At 35.2% G+C, this 16,495-nt stretch carries 13 protein-coding genes; 4 read left to right on the top strand and 9 right to left on the bottom strand.

Going from position 1 to position 16,495, the window contains the following annotated elements:
• Positions 1–11: 11 nt before the first annotated feature.
• The 9 genes from nuoH to mfd all read right to left on the bottom strand — a co-directional run bounded on the left by nuoH (position 12) and on the right by mfd (position 10,397).
• Positions 12–1,061 carry an NADH-quinone oxidoreductase subunit NuoH gene (nuoH, locus tag B2217_RS05740; RefSeq protein ID WP_038333358.1) on the bottom strand — a complete coding sequence of 350 codons (1,050 nt, stop codon included), beginning with the start codon at positions 1,059–1,061 and terminating at the stop codon, positions 12–14.
• Positions 1,062–1,085: 24 nt separating this feature from the next.
• Positions 1,086–2,168, bottom strand: coding sequence for a 2Fe-2S iron-sulfur cluster-binding protein (locus B2217_RS05745; RefSeq protein ID WP_038333449.1), 1,083 nt, complete (start codon positions 2,166–2,168; stop codon positions 1,086–1,088).
• Between the two features lie 7 nt (positions 2,169–2,175).
• The gene (gene nuoF, locus B2217_RS05750) at positions 2,176–3,534 is read right to left on the bottom strand and encodes an NADH-quinone oxidoreductase subunit NuoF (protein WP_180905459.1); all 1,359 of its coding nucleotides are present in this window, start codon (positions 3,532–3,534) and stop codon (positions 2,176–2,178) included.
• Positions 3,534–4,025 (bottom strand): complex I 24 kDa subunit family protein, encoded by a 492-nt coding sequence (nuoE, locus tag B2217_RS05755; RefSeq protein WP_038333366.1) that lies wholly within the window; start codon positions 4,023–4,025, stop codon positions 3,534–3,536. Before nuoE ends, nuoF begins: the two co-directional genes overlap by 1 nt.
• 15 nt (positions 4,026–4,040) lie before the next feature.
• On the bottom strand, positions 4,041–5,282 hold the full coding sequence (locus B2217_RS05760; RefSeq protein ID WP_038333370.1) for an NADH-quinone oxidoreductase subunit D: 1,242 nt from the start codon (positions 5,280–5,282) through the stop codon (positions 4,041–4,043).
• 2 nt (positions 5,283–5,284) lie between these two features.
• A complete protein-coding gene (locus B2217_RS05765) occupies positions 5,285–5,824 on the bottom strand; it encodes an NADH-quinone oxidoreductase subunit C (protein WP_291122191.1) in 540 nt (179 codons plus the stop codon).
• Positions 5,825–5,833: 9 nt separating this feature from the next.
• Positions 5,834–6,406 (bottom strand): NADH-quinone oxidoreductase subunit B, encoded by a 573-nt coding sequence (locus B2217_RS05770; protein WP_038333376.1) that lies wholly within the window; start codon positions 6,404–6,406, stop codon positions 5,834–5,836.
• A gap of 29 nt (positions 6,407–6,435) precedes the next feature.
• Positions 6,436–6,801 (bottom strand): NADH-quinone oxidoreductase subunit A, encoded by a 366-nt coding sequence (locus B2217_RS05775; protein ID WP_038333379.1) that lies wholly within the window; start codon positions 6,799–6,801, stop codon positions 6,436–6,438.
• 227 nt (positions 6,802–7,028) lie between these two features.
• Positions 7,029–10,397, bottom strand: coding sequence for a transcription-repair coupling factor (gene mfd, locus B2217_RS05780; RefSeq protein WP_180905461.1), 3,369 nt, complete (start codon positions 10,395–10,397; stop codon positions 7,029–7,031).
• A gap of 482 nt (positions 10,398–10,879) precedes the next feature.
• Between mfd and ilvD the strand changes: the two genes are divergently transcribed.
• Genes ilvD through ilvC form a run of 4 tightly spaced genes read left to right on the top strand, consistent with a single transcriptional unit; the run spans position 10,880 to position 16,389 of the window.
• Positions 10,880–12,571: a dihydroxy-acid dehydratase gene (ilvD, locus tag B2217_RS05785; RefSeq protein ID WP_180905462.1), complete on the top strand. Its 1,692-nt coding sequence runs from the start codon at positions 10,880–10,882 to the stop codon at positions 12,569–12,571.
• On the top strand, positions 12,504–14,264 hold the full coding sequence (ilvB, locus tag B2217_RS05790) for a biosynthetic-type acetolactate synthase large subunit (protein ID WP_180905463.1): 1,761 nt from the start codon (positions 12,504–12,506) through the stop codon (positions 14,262–14,264). The genes ilvD and ilvB overlap by 68 nt, the downstream gene beginning before the upstream one ends.
• Positions 14,265–14,270: 6 nt before the next feature.
• Positions 14,271–14,864, top strand: a complete 594-nt coding sequence (gene ilvN / locus B2217_RS05795; RefSeq protein ID WP_180905464.1) for an acetolactate synthase small subunit — start codon at positions 14,271–14,273, stop codon at positions 14,862–14,864.
• Positions 14,865–14,907: 43 nt separating this feature from the next.
• On the top strand, positions 14,908–16,389 hold the full coding sequence (gene ilvC / locus B2217_RS05800; RefSeq protein WP_180905465.1) for a ketol-acid reductoisomerase: 1,482 nt from the start codon (positions 14,908–14,910) through the stop codon (positions 16,387–16,389).
• Positions 16,390–16,495 lie beyond the last annotated feature (106 nt).

Here is a 16,495-nt window from a genome sequence, read left to right on the forward strand (position 1 = left end):
TTTTGATGATTCTACTTGTTTAATAATAAAATCACTAAGCCTGTAATTAACATATTGATTAATGCTAAAGGCAATAATTTTTTCCAACCTAAATCCATTAATTGGTCATATCTGAAACGAGGAATCGTCCAACGCACCCACATATAGAAGAAGATGAAGAAACAAGCTTTACCGAATAATGAAAGGAAATTAAGAATTGCCGTTCCATTCACTCCGATAGAGTTTACTAATGTTGCATCGTCTACAAATGGGATATCGTATCCACCAAAATATAAGGTAGAAATTACTACAGAACTGATAAACATGTTGATGTATTCTGCGAATAAGAAGAATCCCATCTTCATCGAAGAATATTCTGAGTGATAACCTCCAATTAACTCATTTTCTGCTTCTGGTAAATCGAACGGAGTACGGTTAGTTTCTGCGAACGAACAAACCAAGAAAATAATAAATCCTAATGGTTGTAATAAGATAAACCACGCATGCTCTTGTTGATAATGTACAATATCACTCAATTTTAAAGAACCTGTCATCATCAAAATTGTGATTAACACTATTCCCATCGGTAATTCGTACGAAATAATCTGCGAAGCTGCACGCAAACCTCCCATTAAAGAGTATTTGTTGTTCGATGCCCAAGCACCAATCATAATTCCATAAACACCTAAACTTAATACACCTAAAATGTATAAAAATCCGATGTTAACATCTGCAATTTGAGGAACAACTACACGATCTCCAATCTCGAAAGCTGTCGACCATGGAATAACTGCACCTGTCATACAAGCTACAATCATTGCCAAAGATGGACCTAAGATGAATAAAAATTTATTCGAATCTTTTGGTGTAATTTCCTCTTTCGAGAATAATTTTAAACCATCGGCAAGCGGTTGTAATAAACCAAAAATACCTGCACGGTTTGGTCCGATACGATCTTGTAAGAATGCTGCAACTTTACGCTCAGCCCAAGTAGAATACATGGCAACAACTAATGCAAAACCAATCATTACGCCTACTAAAGCTAACTTTTCTAATGCATCAGCAATAAATTCTTCTGTCATTTTGTTAATTTTATTTACGAATGATTAATCTTTAAAATCTTTACTTGTTGCTGGTCCATCAATTTTTGATAAATCACGATTTGGTTCATTTACTTCAGAAACCGAGTGAATATCTAATAAAATTTTTGGATCGCGTTTGATCACTTTCGGAAGTGTTTCTTTTGGCTCCACTTTATTCTCAAAGTAATGACCTTGACGAACAACAGAATCTTTAGAAATTTCTGATGGTTTTTCTAACGTCCAATCGTTGATATCTTTTTTATCGAAACGACATGTGTTACAAATCCAATCTTTTACTTCGTTAAATTCATCTTTGCGAGCTGTTACACGGAAAACTTCATTTCCACGGAACCACACTTGTGCTTTACCTGAACAAGTAGGACAATCGCGATGAGCATCAACTGGTTTCAAGAACCAAACACGGTTTTTGAAACGGAACGTTTTATCTGTTAAAGCTCCAACTGGACAAACATCAATAATATTTCCGATGAATTCATTATCTAAACTTTTGTTGATATGAGTTGAAATTTCAGCGTGATCTCCACGATTCATTACACCATGCTCACGACAACCTGTGATTTGATCCGCAGTTTTTACACAACGATAACATAAAATGCATCGGTTCATGTTCAACTGAATATTTGGACCTAAATCTTCTTTTGGGAATGTACGACGATCAAATTCGTAACGCGTTGCTTCTGCTCCGTGCTCGTAACTTAAATCTTGTAATTTACATTCTCCTGCCTGATCACATACTGGACAATCTAAAGGGTGATTGATTAATAATAATTCAACAATCCCTTTACGTGCCTCAACTGTACGCTCAGATGTTTTATTGCCTACAACCATTCCGTCCATAACTGTTGTACGACAAGACGGAACCAATTTTGGCATTGGACGAGGATCTGCTTCACTACCTTTTGATACTTCTACCAAACACGTTCTACAGTTTCCTCCTGTATTTTCTAATTTACCGTAGTAACACATCGCTGGAGGTGCTACTTCTTTACCAATCATACGAGCGGCTTGAAGGATCGTTGTTCCCGCAGGTACTTCAATCGTTTCGTTATCGATGGTAACTTTAAATAATGGTGTTTCTTCTGCCATCTTCGTATTAATTTGCGGTTTCTTTAATTTCGATTGGATCAGCATAATGTGCTAAACCAAAATTACGCGTCAAACATTCTTCTGGATTATTAATATGCCATTCGAACTCATCACGGAAGTGACGAATTGCCGCTGCAACTGGCCAAGCCGCTGCATCTCCTAATGGACAAATTGTATTTCCTTCGATTTTACGTTGTACATCCCATAACAATTCGATATCAGACATTTTTCCTTTTCCTTCATCGATTCTTTTCAAGATTTTCTCCATCCAACCAGTTCCTTCGCGACATGGTGAACATTGTCCACACGATTCGTGACGATAGAAACGAGCTAATGTATAGGTATGATAAACAACGTCTTGATCTTCGTCTAACACGATAAATCCTCCAGACCCCATCATTGTTCCTGTTTGGAAACCTCCTTCTGATAAACTTTCGTAATTCATATAACGAGGTTTACCTTCAGCAGTTTTTAACAATAAGTTTGCTGGAACAATTGGCACAGAGCTTCCTCCAGGAATACATGCTTTAAGACGTTTTCCATTTGGAATTCCTCCACAATATTCATCTGAATAAATAAATTCTTCAACCGTAATGGTCATATCAATTTCATAAACGCCTGGTTTATTAATATTACCACAAGCTGAAATTAATTTTGTTCCTGTAGAACGCCCAACTCCAATTTTAGAATATGCTTCTCCTCCAATCTCAATAATTGGAACAATTGCAGCAATAGTTTCTACATTATTTACAACTGTTGGTCTTCCCCATAAACCTTTAACAGCTGGGAAAGGTGGTTTTAGACGTGGATTTCCACGTTTACCTTCTAAAGATTCTAACAATGCCGTTTCCTCACCACAGATATAAGCTCCACCTCCACGTTGAACATAAATTTCGCAATCGAATCCAGTTCCTTGGATGTTTTTACCTAACCAACCTGCAGTTTTTGCTTCGTCGATTGCTTCTTCTAAAATTTCTGCAACCCACGCATATTCTCCACGGATATAAATAAATGATGTATTAGATCCTAAACAGAATGATGAAATCAAAACTCCTTCAATTAATAAATGAGGAATATATTCCATCAAGAAACGGTCTTTGAACGTTCCTGGTTCTGATTCGTCTGCGTTTACCACTAAGTGTCTTGGAACACCTTCTGGCTTTGCCAAAAAGCTCCATTTCATTCCAGTTGGGAAACCTGCTCCACCACGACCTCTTAAACCAGAAGTTTTTACTTCTTCTAAGATTTCATCCGTTGTCATTTTAAATGCTTTCTCAGCATTTGCATAACCACCATTTTCGCGGTAAGCTTGGTAATGACGAATACCTGGAACATCAATATTTTTTAACAGTAATTTTTGTCCCATTATGCTAATTTTTTCAATTCCTCGATTAATTCGTCTACTTTCTCGATCGTTAAATTCTCACGATACGTTTTTCCTAACTGTAACATTGGCGCGTAACCACATGCTCCTAAACATTCGGCTGGTTTTAATGTAAATAAACCATCTGCCGAAGTTCCACCAGCTTCGATATTTAATTTTGTTTTGATGTGCTCGATAATTTTGTCCGAACCTCTTAACATACAAGGTCCTGTTTGACAAACTTCTAACACAAATTTCCCTACAGGATTTAAGTTAAACATCGAATAAAATGAAGCTACTTCGTAAACTTCTACTGGTAAAATATTCAATACTTCTGCAACATAATCTAAATGAGGTGTGTCTAACCAACCACCAAACTCAGCTTGTGCCACATGAAGCAAAGGAATCAATGCACTTTGTTTTTTATCCTCTGGATAACGTGCAATGATTTTATCTACTTTTTGTTGTGTCTCTTCTGAAAATTGAATTGCCATTTTTAATAATTTTTATTAAGCATCTAATTCTCCAGCGATCAAATTCAAACTACTCATTGTAATAATGGCATCTGAAATCATTGATCCTTCGATCAATTCTGGATAAGCTTGATAATAAATGAAACAAGGTCTACGGAAATGTAAACGGTATGGCGAACGTCCACCATCAGAAACAAAATAATAACCCAACTCGCCATTTGCAGCTTCTATTGAATTATAAATTTCTCCTTTTGGCATATCTACCTCTCCCATAATAATTTTGAAGTGATAGATTAACGCTTCCATTTTTGTGTAAACATCTTTCTTTAGTGGTAAATAGAAGTCTGGAGCATCGGCATGATATTGCGTAGCTTCTTCTCCTTCTAATGCATCAATCTTTGCAATTGCTTGTTTGATGATGCTTAAACTTTGCCACATTTCTTGACCACGAACTAAGAATCTATCGTAACAATCCCCCGTTGTACCAACTGGAATATCGAATTCGAATTCTTCGTAACGAGAATATGGTTTCGCTACACGAACATCATAATCTACACCAGCCGCACGTAAATTTGGTCCTGTGAAACCATAATTTAATGCACGCTCAGCCGAAATTCCTCCAACTCCTTGTGTACGATCCATAAAAATACGGTTACGTAAAAATAAGTTTTCAAACTCTGTTAAGACATCTGGAAACTCTCTCACGAAACGATGGATTTTTGTCCATGCAACTTCAGAAAAATCACGTTCGAAACCTCCGATACGACCAATATTTGTTGTTAAACGAGAACCACAAATTTCTTCGTAAATCTCATAAATCAACTCACGATATTTCATCATATAAAGGAATCCTGTAAATGCTCCTGTATCAACACCCATAATCGAATTACATACGATATGATCTGCCATACGAGCCAATTCCATAATGATAACACGCAAATAAGAAACACGTTTTGGAACTTCAATTCCAACGAATTTCTCAACTGTCATGTGCCAACCTAAGTTATTTAACGGAGCCGAACAATAATTCAAACGGTCTGTCAAAGGTGTAATTTGGTACAAAGGTTTGCGTTCAGCAATTTTCTCAAAAGCGCGGTGAATATACCCAACTGTAGGAACCGCAGATTTGATGATTTCACCATCAATCTCTAAAATATTTTGAAATACCCCATGTGTTGCAGGATGCGTAGGCCCTAAGTTTAAGGTAATTGTGCTTTTTTCTAACGAACCATCTGGAAGATCAAGATGCTTTAATTTTTTAGTTTTCTCTTTTCCCATGGTTAATTTGCTTTTACATTAAAACCTCCATAATTGAAATCACCACCACGACCAAACATATCGTCGTCTTTGTCTTTACGCGTTTGATCCTCTAATGGAAACTCTTTGCGTAATGGATGATAATCCATTTCTGGGACATTCATGACACGAATTAAATTTGGATGTCCTACAAAATCAACTCCATAGAAATCATACGCTTCGCGCTCTAACCAGTTAGCTGTTTCGAATAATTTAGTTGCTGTAAAAATCGAAGGTTTCTCGATTGGCAAAACAAATTTTAATCGAACTTCAACTCCTTCGTATAGATTATAAACTAAATAGGTTACAACCAATTCTTCTCCAACATTATTAGGATAATGAATGGCTGTTAAATCCTTCAAAAATTTGAAAGACAATTGCTCATCATCATATAAATATTGTAAAATCTTTAGATTGAAATCTTTGTTAGCGTATAAAATCAATACACCGAAATGCTCTTCGTATCCGTATATATTTTCTTGAAACTTCTGAACCAAACGGTCTTTTATAAATGAATTGTCCATTATTTCAACTTATTTAATTCCATAACTTGCTAAAAGTTGTTGATATTCTTCGCTACTTCTACGACGAACACTTTCGCTCTCTACTAACTCCTGAATACGCATTACACCATCAATAATTGCTTCTGGACGAGGCGGACAACCTGGCACATAAACGTCGACTGGAATTACTTCATCAATTCCTTGTAAAACCGAATATGTATCAAAAATTCCTCCCGAACTTGCACAAGCTCCAACAGCAATTACCCAACGAGGTTCTGCCATTTGAATGTAAACTTGCTTCAGAACTGGCGCCATTTTTTTAGAAATTGTACCCATTACCATCAACAAATCGCACTGACGAGGCGTAAAAGCCAAACGTTCAGATCCAAAACGTGCCAAATCGTATGTCGAACCCATAGTCGCCATAAACTCGATTCCACAACAACTTGTCGCAAATGGTAAAGGCCAAATAGAGTTTTTACGCGCTAATCCAACCACTTTTGATAGTTGCATCGCCATAAAACCTTCACCTTCAAAACCACCTGGAGACTCTACAATCTTCACATTGGTATTGTGTGTTACTGGTCTTTTATTATGAATCATTATACTATTATTTTAGAATTTTAATCGCTCTATTTTTCCCAATTAAGAGCTCCTTTTTTGCGTACATACAAGTACATCACAAAGAATAATCCAACGAATGTTACAACTGCTGCAAAACCTTCCCAACCTAATTCTTTAAAATTCGCTGCATACGGATAAAAGAAGATCACCTCTACGTCGAATAACACGAATAAAATGGCTACTAGGAAGTATTTAATTGCAAATGGCTGTCTTGCATTTCCTACTTTCTCAATCCCAGACTCGAAATTCTCTAATTTTTCGTCTGTTTTTCTGGACGGCCCAAGCAAATGTGTCGCAACGATAGTACCCGCTACAAACGCAAAAGCAACCACAAAAAGGATGAGAATAGGAATATAACTTGATGCTGTTTCCATAACTACTTTACTATTTTTCCAACTAATATTTTATCGATAAAAATAATAATAAAATATCATATTATTTATGTAAATTAGTTTTCAGCTAGTTATAGTTCTTTATATGATAAATTATATATTATTTATCTATATCGGAAGTTTGATGATTGAATAAAAAAAGGAGAACTAACAACTTGGTCAATTCTCCCTATGTATTTTATTAGATTACTAATTAAAACTTAAAAAAGTTAATGAATTAATAAATTTTGTAGATTTTGCAGTGCTTCATGCACAGTTTTAATATGTTCAAATCGTACTAACAATGTTGGATACTCTTCTCCTTTTTTGGGTGATTTTTCCTTAAAACTGATGTTTTTAGGGTTATTTTGAACGTAATTTAAAATTAATCTAAATTCTTCTGACTGATAAAATTCGCTTTGTGGTTTATTAATAAAATAAGCCAACAAAATTCCATTTTTCATCACCAAGCGTTCGAAACCTAATTTTTTACTGATCCATTTCAATTGAATTGATTCCAATAAATTTTCGGCTTCAATTGGTAATTTTCCGAAGCGGTCAATCAAATTATTTTTAAACGTTTGTAAATCTGTTTCAGTTTCGATATCAGCTAATTCTTTGTATAACAACAAACGTTCTTCCGAACTTTCAATGTATTCATCTGGGAACATAATTTGTAAATCCGAATCAATCTGTACATCCGAAACATAGGATTTTACTTCTCCCGATTTTTGATCTTCGAACAAATCTTTGAAATCTGTTTCTTTCAATTCTTCAATCGCTTCATTCAAGATTTTTTGATACGTTTCGAAACCGATATCCATCATAAATCCTGTTTGCTCCGCACCTAAAAGATTTCCCGCTCCACGAATTTCTAAATCTTTCATGGCAATATTAAATCCTGATCCTAAATCAGAAAACTGCTCAATTGCTTGCAAACGTTTACGCGCTTCGTCCGTTAAAACCGAAAGTGGCGGCGCAACCAAATAACAGAACGCTTTGCGGTTACTACGACCAACACGCCCACGCATTTGATGCAAATCCGCCAAACCAAAATTCTGCGCATCATTAATTAAAATCGTATTCGCATTCGGAACATCCAAACCAGATTCGATAATTGTTGTTGACACAAAAACATCATATCGACCATCAATAAAATCGAGCAAAACAGCCTCTAATTCTTTCCCATCCATCTGTCCATGACCAATCGCCACACGCGCATCAGGAACTAATCGTTGCACCATTCCTGCAATATCTTTCAACGATTGCACACGATTGTGAATGATATAAACTTGTCCACCACGTTGCATTTCGTACATAATCGCATCACGGAAAATCTCTTCATTGAAACCAACCAATTGTGTATCGACAGGTTGTCTATTTGGTGGAGGAGTTTTGATAACCGACAAATCTCGAGCAGCCATCAACGAAAATTGAAGTGTACGCGGAATTGGCGTCGCTGTCAAGGTTAATGTATCAATATTTTCGCGAAGTGTTTTCAATTTATCTTTTACACCAACACCAAATTTATGCTCTTCATCCACAATTAATAATCCCAAATCTTTGTACTCAATTTTTGGATTAACCAATTGATGCGTCCCAATCACAATATCAACTTGACCAGATTTTAAACCATCTAAAACGGCCTTTTTCTTTGCTCCTGTTACAAATCGATTGAGATAAGCTACTTTCACAGGCAAATCTCGTAAACGCTCTGAAAATGTTTTGAAATGTTGAAAAGCCAAAATCGTTGTTGGAACCAAAACAGCAACTTGCTTTCCATCTACTGCAGCTTTCATCGCCGCACGAATCGCGACTTCCGTTTTCCCGAAACCTACATCACCACAAACCAGGCGATCCATAGGGCGTTCAGATTCCATATCAGCTTTCACATCTTGCGTCGCTTTGTACTGATCGGGCGTATCTTCATAAATAAAAGAAGCTTCCAACTCATTTTGTAAATATGTATCAGGAGAATACGCGAAGCCTTTTCTAGCACGACGTTTCGCATATAATTTAATCAAATCGAAGGCAATTTCTTTTACTTTAGCTTTGGTTTTATTCTTTAAATTTTTCCAAGCTGGTGAACCAAGTTTCGAGATTTTTGGCTCAGCGCCATCTTTTCCTCTAAACTTCGCAATTTTATGCAACGAATGAATATTAACGTACAGAATATCATTATTTTGATAAATCAATTTGATTGATTCTTGCGTTACGCCATTATTATTCAATCTTACCAAACCAGCAAATTTTCCAATTCCGTAATCGATATGCGTCACAAAATCTCCAACTTGCAACGAATTGATTTCCTTTAGCGTAATCGCTTCTTTTTTGGAAAATGAATTTCGAAGATTGAATTTATGATAACGTCCAAAAATCTGATGATCGGTATAACATGTTAATTTGATTTCTTCATCAATGAAACCTTGATAAATAGAACCCAAAACTGGAATGTAAGAAACTTCTTTTCCAATATCATCAAAAATTTCTTCAAAACGTTTGATTTGATTTTCATTGGAGCAAATCAGTGCATTTTTGAAACCTTCGTTTTTGTGTTCATTCAAATCATCAATTAGTAATTCGAATTGTTTGTTAAAACTTGGTTGAGGTTTGAATGGTGATTCTATTTCTTCAACTGTTTCAAAATAAGATTTCATCGAACATTCAATCACTCCAAAAGATGAAATTTGTTGAAGAAAAGCATTTTTATTCAAAAATAATTGATTCGGTTCTGCTTGTTTAATTTCTCCTTTTAATTCAGCAAAAGCATTTTCAGCTTGTTCAAAATTCTTGGTAATTTGTTTTGCTAAAACAGAAATATTTTTGGCGATAATTAAACTATCCTTCGAAATATATTCTAAAAAACTCTCTCGCTTTTCATTAATCGATTTACTTTCAAGATTCGGAATAATCGTAATTTCTTTGGTCGTTGCAATAGACAATTGATTCTCGATATCAAACGTTCTGATGGTTTCAACTTCATCTCCAAACAACGAAATTCGATAAGGGTGTTCATTCGAAAACGAAAAAACATCTATAATTCCTCCACGAATCGAGAATTCTCCCGGCTCAGAAACAAAATCAACACGATGAAAATTATAAGAGGATAAAACTTCCGTTAAGAAATCAATCCCCAAATCATTCCCAACCTTTACTTTAAGCGTATTCGTAGAAAGCGCTTTTTTTGTTACCACTTTTTCAGACAAGGCTTCTGCGTACGTCACCACAATTTTTGGTCGTTTCGAATGCGATAACACATTTAAAACCTCTGTTCTGATGACAACATTCGCATTATTTACTTCCTCAATTTCGTAAGGACGCTTGTAAGATGACGGGAAAAATAGAATTTGTTCTTTATCAAACAAAGTTTCCAAATCATTCAACACATAAGCCGCTTCTTCTTTGTCATCAAAAATTAGAATCGTTGGTCGCGCAACACGATCATATAAATGACCCGTTAAAATACTCAATCCTGAACCTAAAAAACCTTTGATATTGACTTTATGCTGTGGATTATTTTTAAAATTGACAATAAGCTTCTGTACGAAATCTGAAGAATCGTATAAGCTAAAAACGTTGTGAATAGTTTTCTGTTCCAAAGTTTTGCAAATATAAAATTTTATAAACTTATTTTTAAACAATCTTCAAAAAAAGCAATGTTAAAATGCGAATTTTTAATTAATGAAAATTTTTCGGAAAATTTATAAAAAAAGTTGAGCTAAGTTAAAAAAATTAATCCTAGCTTTGATTTATCAAAAAAAGAAAATGAAATTAGTTCACAACATTATCAACTTGATTATTTTAGTCATTCTTATTCCAAGGAGTGGTAATTAGTTGTGTACGTACAAAATAACAATTAAAGCCACTTCTTAACGAGGTGGCTTTTTTTATGGAGAAAAATTAATTAAACAATATTATGCAAAACAATTTCGTCATTATTATCATTATTATTTTAGTCTTGGTCTTACGATTAGGAAAGGTGGTTTTATGACGAATTTTTTGAACGATTTTTTATGAGCCACCTTTATTCAAGGTGGCTTTTTTTATGTTTTTAATACAAACAAATGTCAAATAAACAGTGATGAAAAACAACAACGAAGCACTAAACAAACACAGCCGAACCGTAACGCAAGATGACACTTTACCCGCGTCACAAGCGATGTTACATGGGATTGGCCTAACTAACGAAGACCTAAAAAAACCACTAATCGGAATTGCAAGTATGGGATACGATGGAAATACTTGCAATATGCACCTGAATCAATTTGCGCAGTTGGTACAAGACGGAATGAAAGCCGAAAACCTAATCGGATTGAAGTTCAATACTATCGGAATTAGCGATGGAATTACCAACGGAACTTCTGGAATGCGCTACTCTTTGGTAAGTAGAGAAATCATCGCAGATTCGATCGAAACTGTTTGTGCAGGCCACTTTTACGATGGCGTAATCACAATACCAGGTTGTGATAAAAACATGCCTGGATCGATTATGGCAATGGGACGTTTGAATCGTCCTTCAATCATGATTTATGGTGGAACAATTGCTCCTGGACATTACAAAGAAGAGGAATTAAACATTGTCTCTGCATTTGAAGCATTAGGTAAAAAATTAAACGGAAATCTTGATGACAAAGATTTTTGTGGAATCATTCAAAATGCATGTCCTGGTCCGGGCGCTTGCGGCGGAATGTACACAGCAAACACGATGGCAGCGGCGATTGAAGCTATGGGAATGAGTTTACCTTATTCTTCATCTTATCCTGCTCTTAGTCAAGAAAAGAAAAACGAATGTACTACTTCGGCGCATTACCTAAGAATTTTATTAGAAAAAGATATTAAACCAAGTGATATCATCACGAAGAATTCTTTAGAAAATGCCATCAAAACGATTGTTTTTTTAGGCGGAAGTACAAATGCTGTTTTGCACTTATTAGCAATTGCGGCTACAATGAACATCGAATTATCATTAGACGATATACAAGCAATAAACGATAAAACACCAGTAATAGCAGACTTAAAACCTAGTGGAAAATACTTGATGGAACATTTGAGTAAAGTTGGAGGAGTTCCTGCTGTTTTAAAATATATGTTACAAGAAGGATTAATCGATGGAAGCTGTTTAACGGTTACTGGAAAAACATTAGCAGAAAATTTAGCATCAGTTCCTGATTTAGATTTCTCTAAGCAAAATATTATTCGTCCATTATCTAATCCCATAAAAGAAACTGGACACTTACAAATGCTTTACGGAAACCTTGCTCCAGGCGGATCAGTGTCAAAAATATCTGGAAAAGAAGGTTTCTATTTCAAAGGAAAAGCACAAGTTTTTAATAGCGAAGTTGAAGTTCTGAAAGCAATTGAAGATTTACAAATCAAAGCTGGAAGTGTTATCGTCATCCGAAACGAAGGACCAAAAGGAGGTCCTGGAATGCCAGAAATGTTGAAACCAACCTCTGCCATTATCGGCGCTGGATTGGGAGATAAAGTCGCTTTAATTACTGATGGACGATTTAGTGGCGGAACACACGGATTTGTCGTCGGTCACATCACACCAGAAGCTTTTGAAGGAGGTCCAATCGCATTAGTCGAAAATGATGACCTCATCGAAATTGACATCAACAAGAATGAATTGAATCTTTTGGTTGATGAAAAAACATTAGAAAATCGAAAAAATAACTGGAAACAACCCGCATTAAAAGTAAAAAATGGAGTCTTATACAAATACGCAAAGCAAGTCGGAAACGCTTCAGAAGGATGTCTTACTGACCAATAAACCAACTCAAATTTCAGGTTCACAAGCAATTATTAATGCTTTATTATCCGAAGGAGTGACAACAGTTTTCGGATACCCTGGTGGCGCAATTATGCCTATTTATGATGCTTTGTATGATTACAAAGATAAATTAGAACACATTTTAGTTCGTCATGAACAAGGTGGTATTCATGCTGCGCAAGGTTATGCAAGAACTTCAGGAAAAGTAGGTGTAGCTTTTGCTACGAGTGGGCCAGGCGCAACGAATTTAGTAACCGGAATTGCTGATGCCATGATTGATAGTAATCCTATCGTATGTATCACAGGACAAGTTTTCGCTTCTCTTTTAGGAACGGATGCTTTTCAAGAAACTGATGTTATCAACATTACTAATCCCATCACGAAATGGAATTATCAAATTACTGATGCGGAAGAAATCAATGATGTTTTAGCAAAAGCTTTTCATATCGCGCGTTCTGGACGACCAGGACCTGTATTGATTGACATTACAAAAAATGCTCAAATACAGCTTATCGAAAAGAAAAAATATGAGAAATGCACTCATGTTCGCAGTTATAGACCAGAACCAGAAATAAGAACTGAATATGTAAAAGCTGCTGCTGAACTTATTAATCAAGCAAAAAAACCATTTGCGATTATTGGTCAAGGAATTCTGCTTGGAAAAGCAGAGCAAGAATTAAAAGATTTCTTAGAAAAATCTGGAATTCCAGTGGCTACAACTTTAATGGGATTAAGTTCTTTGGATACAGATCATCCACAATATGTTGGTTTATTAGGAATGCATGGAAATTATTCTCCGAATGTCAAAACAAATGATTGCGATATATTAATTGCTATTGGGATGAGGTTTGATGACCGCGTAACCGGACGTTTAGACAAATATGCAAAACAAGCGAAAGTCATTCATCTTGATATTGATCCTGCAGAAATTGGTAAAAATGTAAAAGTTGCAGTGCCAGTTTGGGGAGATTGTAAAAAAACACTTCCGTTATTAACAAATTTAATTGATCCTAATGATCACTCTCAATGGTTAAAAGAATTTAGAGATCTCGAAAAAGAAGAACGTACAGAAGTTATTGATAAAGAATTCCACCCAACAACTGATGTGATGTCTATGGCTGAGGTTATTAATACATTAAATGAGTTAACAAACGGAGAAGCAGTAATTGTGACAGACGTTGGGCAACATCAAATGGCAGCTTGTCGTTATGCGAAATTCAAAGATTCTAAGCTTTTGGTTACATCTGGTGGATTAGGAACGATGGGATTTGGTTTACCTGCTGCAATTGGAGCATGGTACGGAGCACCTGAAAAAGACATTGTCATGGTTTGTGGAGATGGTGGTTTCCAGATGACGTTACAAGAAATGGGAACGATTATGCAATTCGGAGCTAAAGTAAAAATGTTAATTCTAAACAATAGCTTCCTTGGAATGGTTCGTCAATGGCAAGAATTATTCAACGACAAACGCTATTCTTTCGTAGATATTACAAGTCCAGATTTTGTTGCGCTTGCAAAAGCGTATCAAATAGAAGGTCAAAAAATAGAGGCGAGAAATGACTTGAAAAATGCATTAAAAGAAATGTTAGAACATGATGGTTCATATCTTTTAGAAGTTATGGTAGGAAAAGAAAATAATGTATTTCCTATGGTAGAACAAGGTACAAGTGTTTCTGAAATTAGATTAAAATAAATTATTATGGACTCAAAACAAGAATATACAATTACGTTATATACAGAAAATTCCATAGGAATTTTAGGAAGAGTTGCAGGAATTTTTACTCGACGAAAAATTAATATTGAAAGTTTAAGCACTTCTCCATCAGAAATAGAAAATGTACACAGATTTACAATTGTTATTGAAGAATCTGAAGAAGTCGTTCGAAAACTTTGCATGCAAATTGAAAAACAAATCGATGTTCTTAAAGCTTATTTCAATAATAATGATGAATTAATCTGGCAAGAACAAGCTTTATACAAAGTGCCAACGAATATTATTGCAGAAAAGGCATACGTAGAACGTTTATTGCGTCAATATGGTGCAAATACAGTTGTGATTCGCAATGATTATACAGTTTTTGAAACAGCTGGTCATCGTGAGGAAATTGATAATCTAACACAAGAATTAACTAAATATGGCTTAATAGAATTTGTTCGAGGAGCCAGAATAGCGATTATCAAAGCGAGTGCTGGTTTTCATGAAAAATTATTACAATTCGAGAAAGACGAGCCATCAAAAGAAGTAATCGAAAATGAATTCCTAAACGAAGGAACCTCAGTTTTCACAATGTAAAGACGAACAATTCAACAAATAAATTTTATTAAAAAATACAAAAATGACTAATTACTTTAATTCTCTATCATTAAGAGATCAATTATATCAACTAGGGCAAGCAGAATTTCTAAATAACTCAGAATTCGCAAAAGATACAGAAGCATTAAAAGGTAAAAAAATTGTGATTGTAGGTTGCGGTGCCCAAGGATTAAACCAAGGATTAAATCTACGCGACAGTGGTTTAGACGTTTCGTACGCGTTACGCAAAGAAGCCATTGAACAACAAAGAGATTCTTGGAAAAATGCAACAAGTCATAATTTCACAGTAGGAACTTTCGAGGAATTAATCCCAAATGCTGATGTTGTGGCAAATTTAACGCCAGACAAACAACACACGCAAGTAGTTAACACTATTCAACCTCTTATAAAAGAAGGTGCTACACTTTTATACTCTCATGGATTCAATATCGTAGAAGAAGGTGTTCAAATTCGTAAAGATATTACGGTAATCATGGTTGCTCCAAAATGTCCTGGTTCGGAAGTTCGAGCAGAATATTTAAGAGGATTTGGAGTTCCAACATTAATTGCCGTTCACCCAGAAAATGATCCCGAAGGAAAAGGACTTGACCAAGCAAAAGCATATTGTGCAGGAACTGGTGGACACAGAGCAGGAGTTTTAAAATCTTCTTTTGTGGCAGAAGTAAAATCTGATTTGATGGGAGAACAAACCATTTTATGCGGTCTTTTACAAACAGGTTCTATTCTTTCTTTCGATAAAATGGTTGAAAATGGAATTGATGCTGGTTACGCTTCAAAATTAGTTCAATATGGTGTGGAAGTCATTACTGAAGCCTTAAAACATGGCGGAGTTAGCGGTATGATGGATAGATTAAGTAATCCTGCTAAAGTGAAAGCTTTTGAATTATCAGAAGAATTAAAAGACATTATGCGTCCATTATTCCAAAAACATCAAGATGATATTATTTCGGGTGAATTTAGTAAAACAATGATGGAAGATTGGGCGAATGATGATAAAAACTTATTAAAATGGAGAGCTGAAACTGGTGAAACTGCTTTTGAAAAAACACCTGCAGGCGACGCAAATATTACAGAACAAGAATATTTTGATAACTATACCTTAATGGTTGCTTTTGTTCGTGCTGGAGTTGAATTAGCTTTCGAAACTATGGTAGAAGCTGGAATTAAACCTGAATCTGCTTACTACGAATCATTACACGAAACTCCATTGATTGCAAATACAATTGCTCGTAAAAAATTATTCGAAATGAATCGAGTGATTTCTGATACAGCAGAATATGGTTGTTATCTTTTCGATCAGGCTTGTAAACCTTTGTTAAAAGATTTCATGACAAAAGTAAACGTAGATGTTGTTGGGAAAAATTACAACGAAGGAAAAGACAATGCTGTTGATAATGCGACATTGGTACACATAAATGATGTTTTACGTAATCATCCTGTCGAAACTGTAGGAAAAAAACTTCGTAAAGCTATGACTGCTATGAAAACGATAAAAACGGCGTAGTAAATATTAAAATAAACCTCTTATGCATTTTGAATTAAAATTCGTCAATTCGAGTGATTTTTAGTTCAGTACAAACTGAATAAAAATTGTATCGAGAATAGAATTT

Source organism: Empedobacter sp. UBA7620, from assembly GCF_002484185.1.
GTDB lineage: Bacteria > Bacteroidota > Bacteroidia > Flavobacteriales > Weeksellaceae > Empedobacter > Empedobacter falsenii_C.

Coding starts and splice junctions, on each gene's coding strand:
- nuoH (WP_038333358.1), bottom strand. CDS start 1,061: ATGACAGAAGAATTTATTGCTGATGCATTAGAAAAGTTAGCTTTAGTA.
- B2217_RS05745 (WP_038333449.1), bottom strand. CDS start 2,168: ATGGCAGAAGAAACACCATTATTTAAAGTTACCATCGATAACGAAACG.
- nuoF (WP_180905459.1), bottom strand. CDS start 3,534: ATGGGACAAAAATTACTGTTAAAAAATATTGATGTTCCAGGTATTCGT.
- nuoE (WP_038333366.1), bottom strand. CDS start 4,025: ATGGCAATTCAATTTTCAGAAGAGACACAACAAAAAGTAGATAAAATC.
- B2217_RS05760 (WP_038333370.1), bottom strand. CDS start 5,282: ATGGGAAAAGAGAAAACTAAAAAATTAAAGCATCTTGATCTTCCAGAT.
- B2217_RS05765 (WP_291122191.1), bottom strand. CDS start 5,824: ATGGACAATTCATTTATAAAAGACCGTTTGGTTCAGAAGTTTCAAGAA.
- B2217_RS05770 (WP_038333376.1), bottom strand. CDS start 6,406: ATGATTCATAATAAAAGACCAGTAACACACAATACCAATGTGAAGATT.
- B2217_RS05775 (WP_038333379.1), bottom strand. CDS start 6,801: ATGGAAACAGCATCAAGTTATATTCCTATTCTCATCCTTTTTGTGGTT.
- ilvD (WP_180905462.1), top strand. CDS start 10,880: ATGAAAAACAACAACGAAGCACTAAACAAACACAGCCGAACCGTAACG.
- ilvB (WP_180905463.1), top strand. CDS start 12,504: ATGGAGTCTTATACAAATACGCAAAGCAAGTCGGAAACGCTTCAGAAG.
- ilvN (WP_180905464.1), top strand. CDS start 14,271: ATGGACTCAAAACAAGAATATACAATTACGTTATATACAGAAAATTCC.
- ilvC (WP_180905465.1), top strand. CDS start 14,908: ATGACTAATTACTTTAATTCTCTATCATTAAGAGATCAATTATATCAA.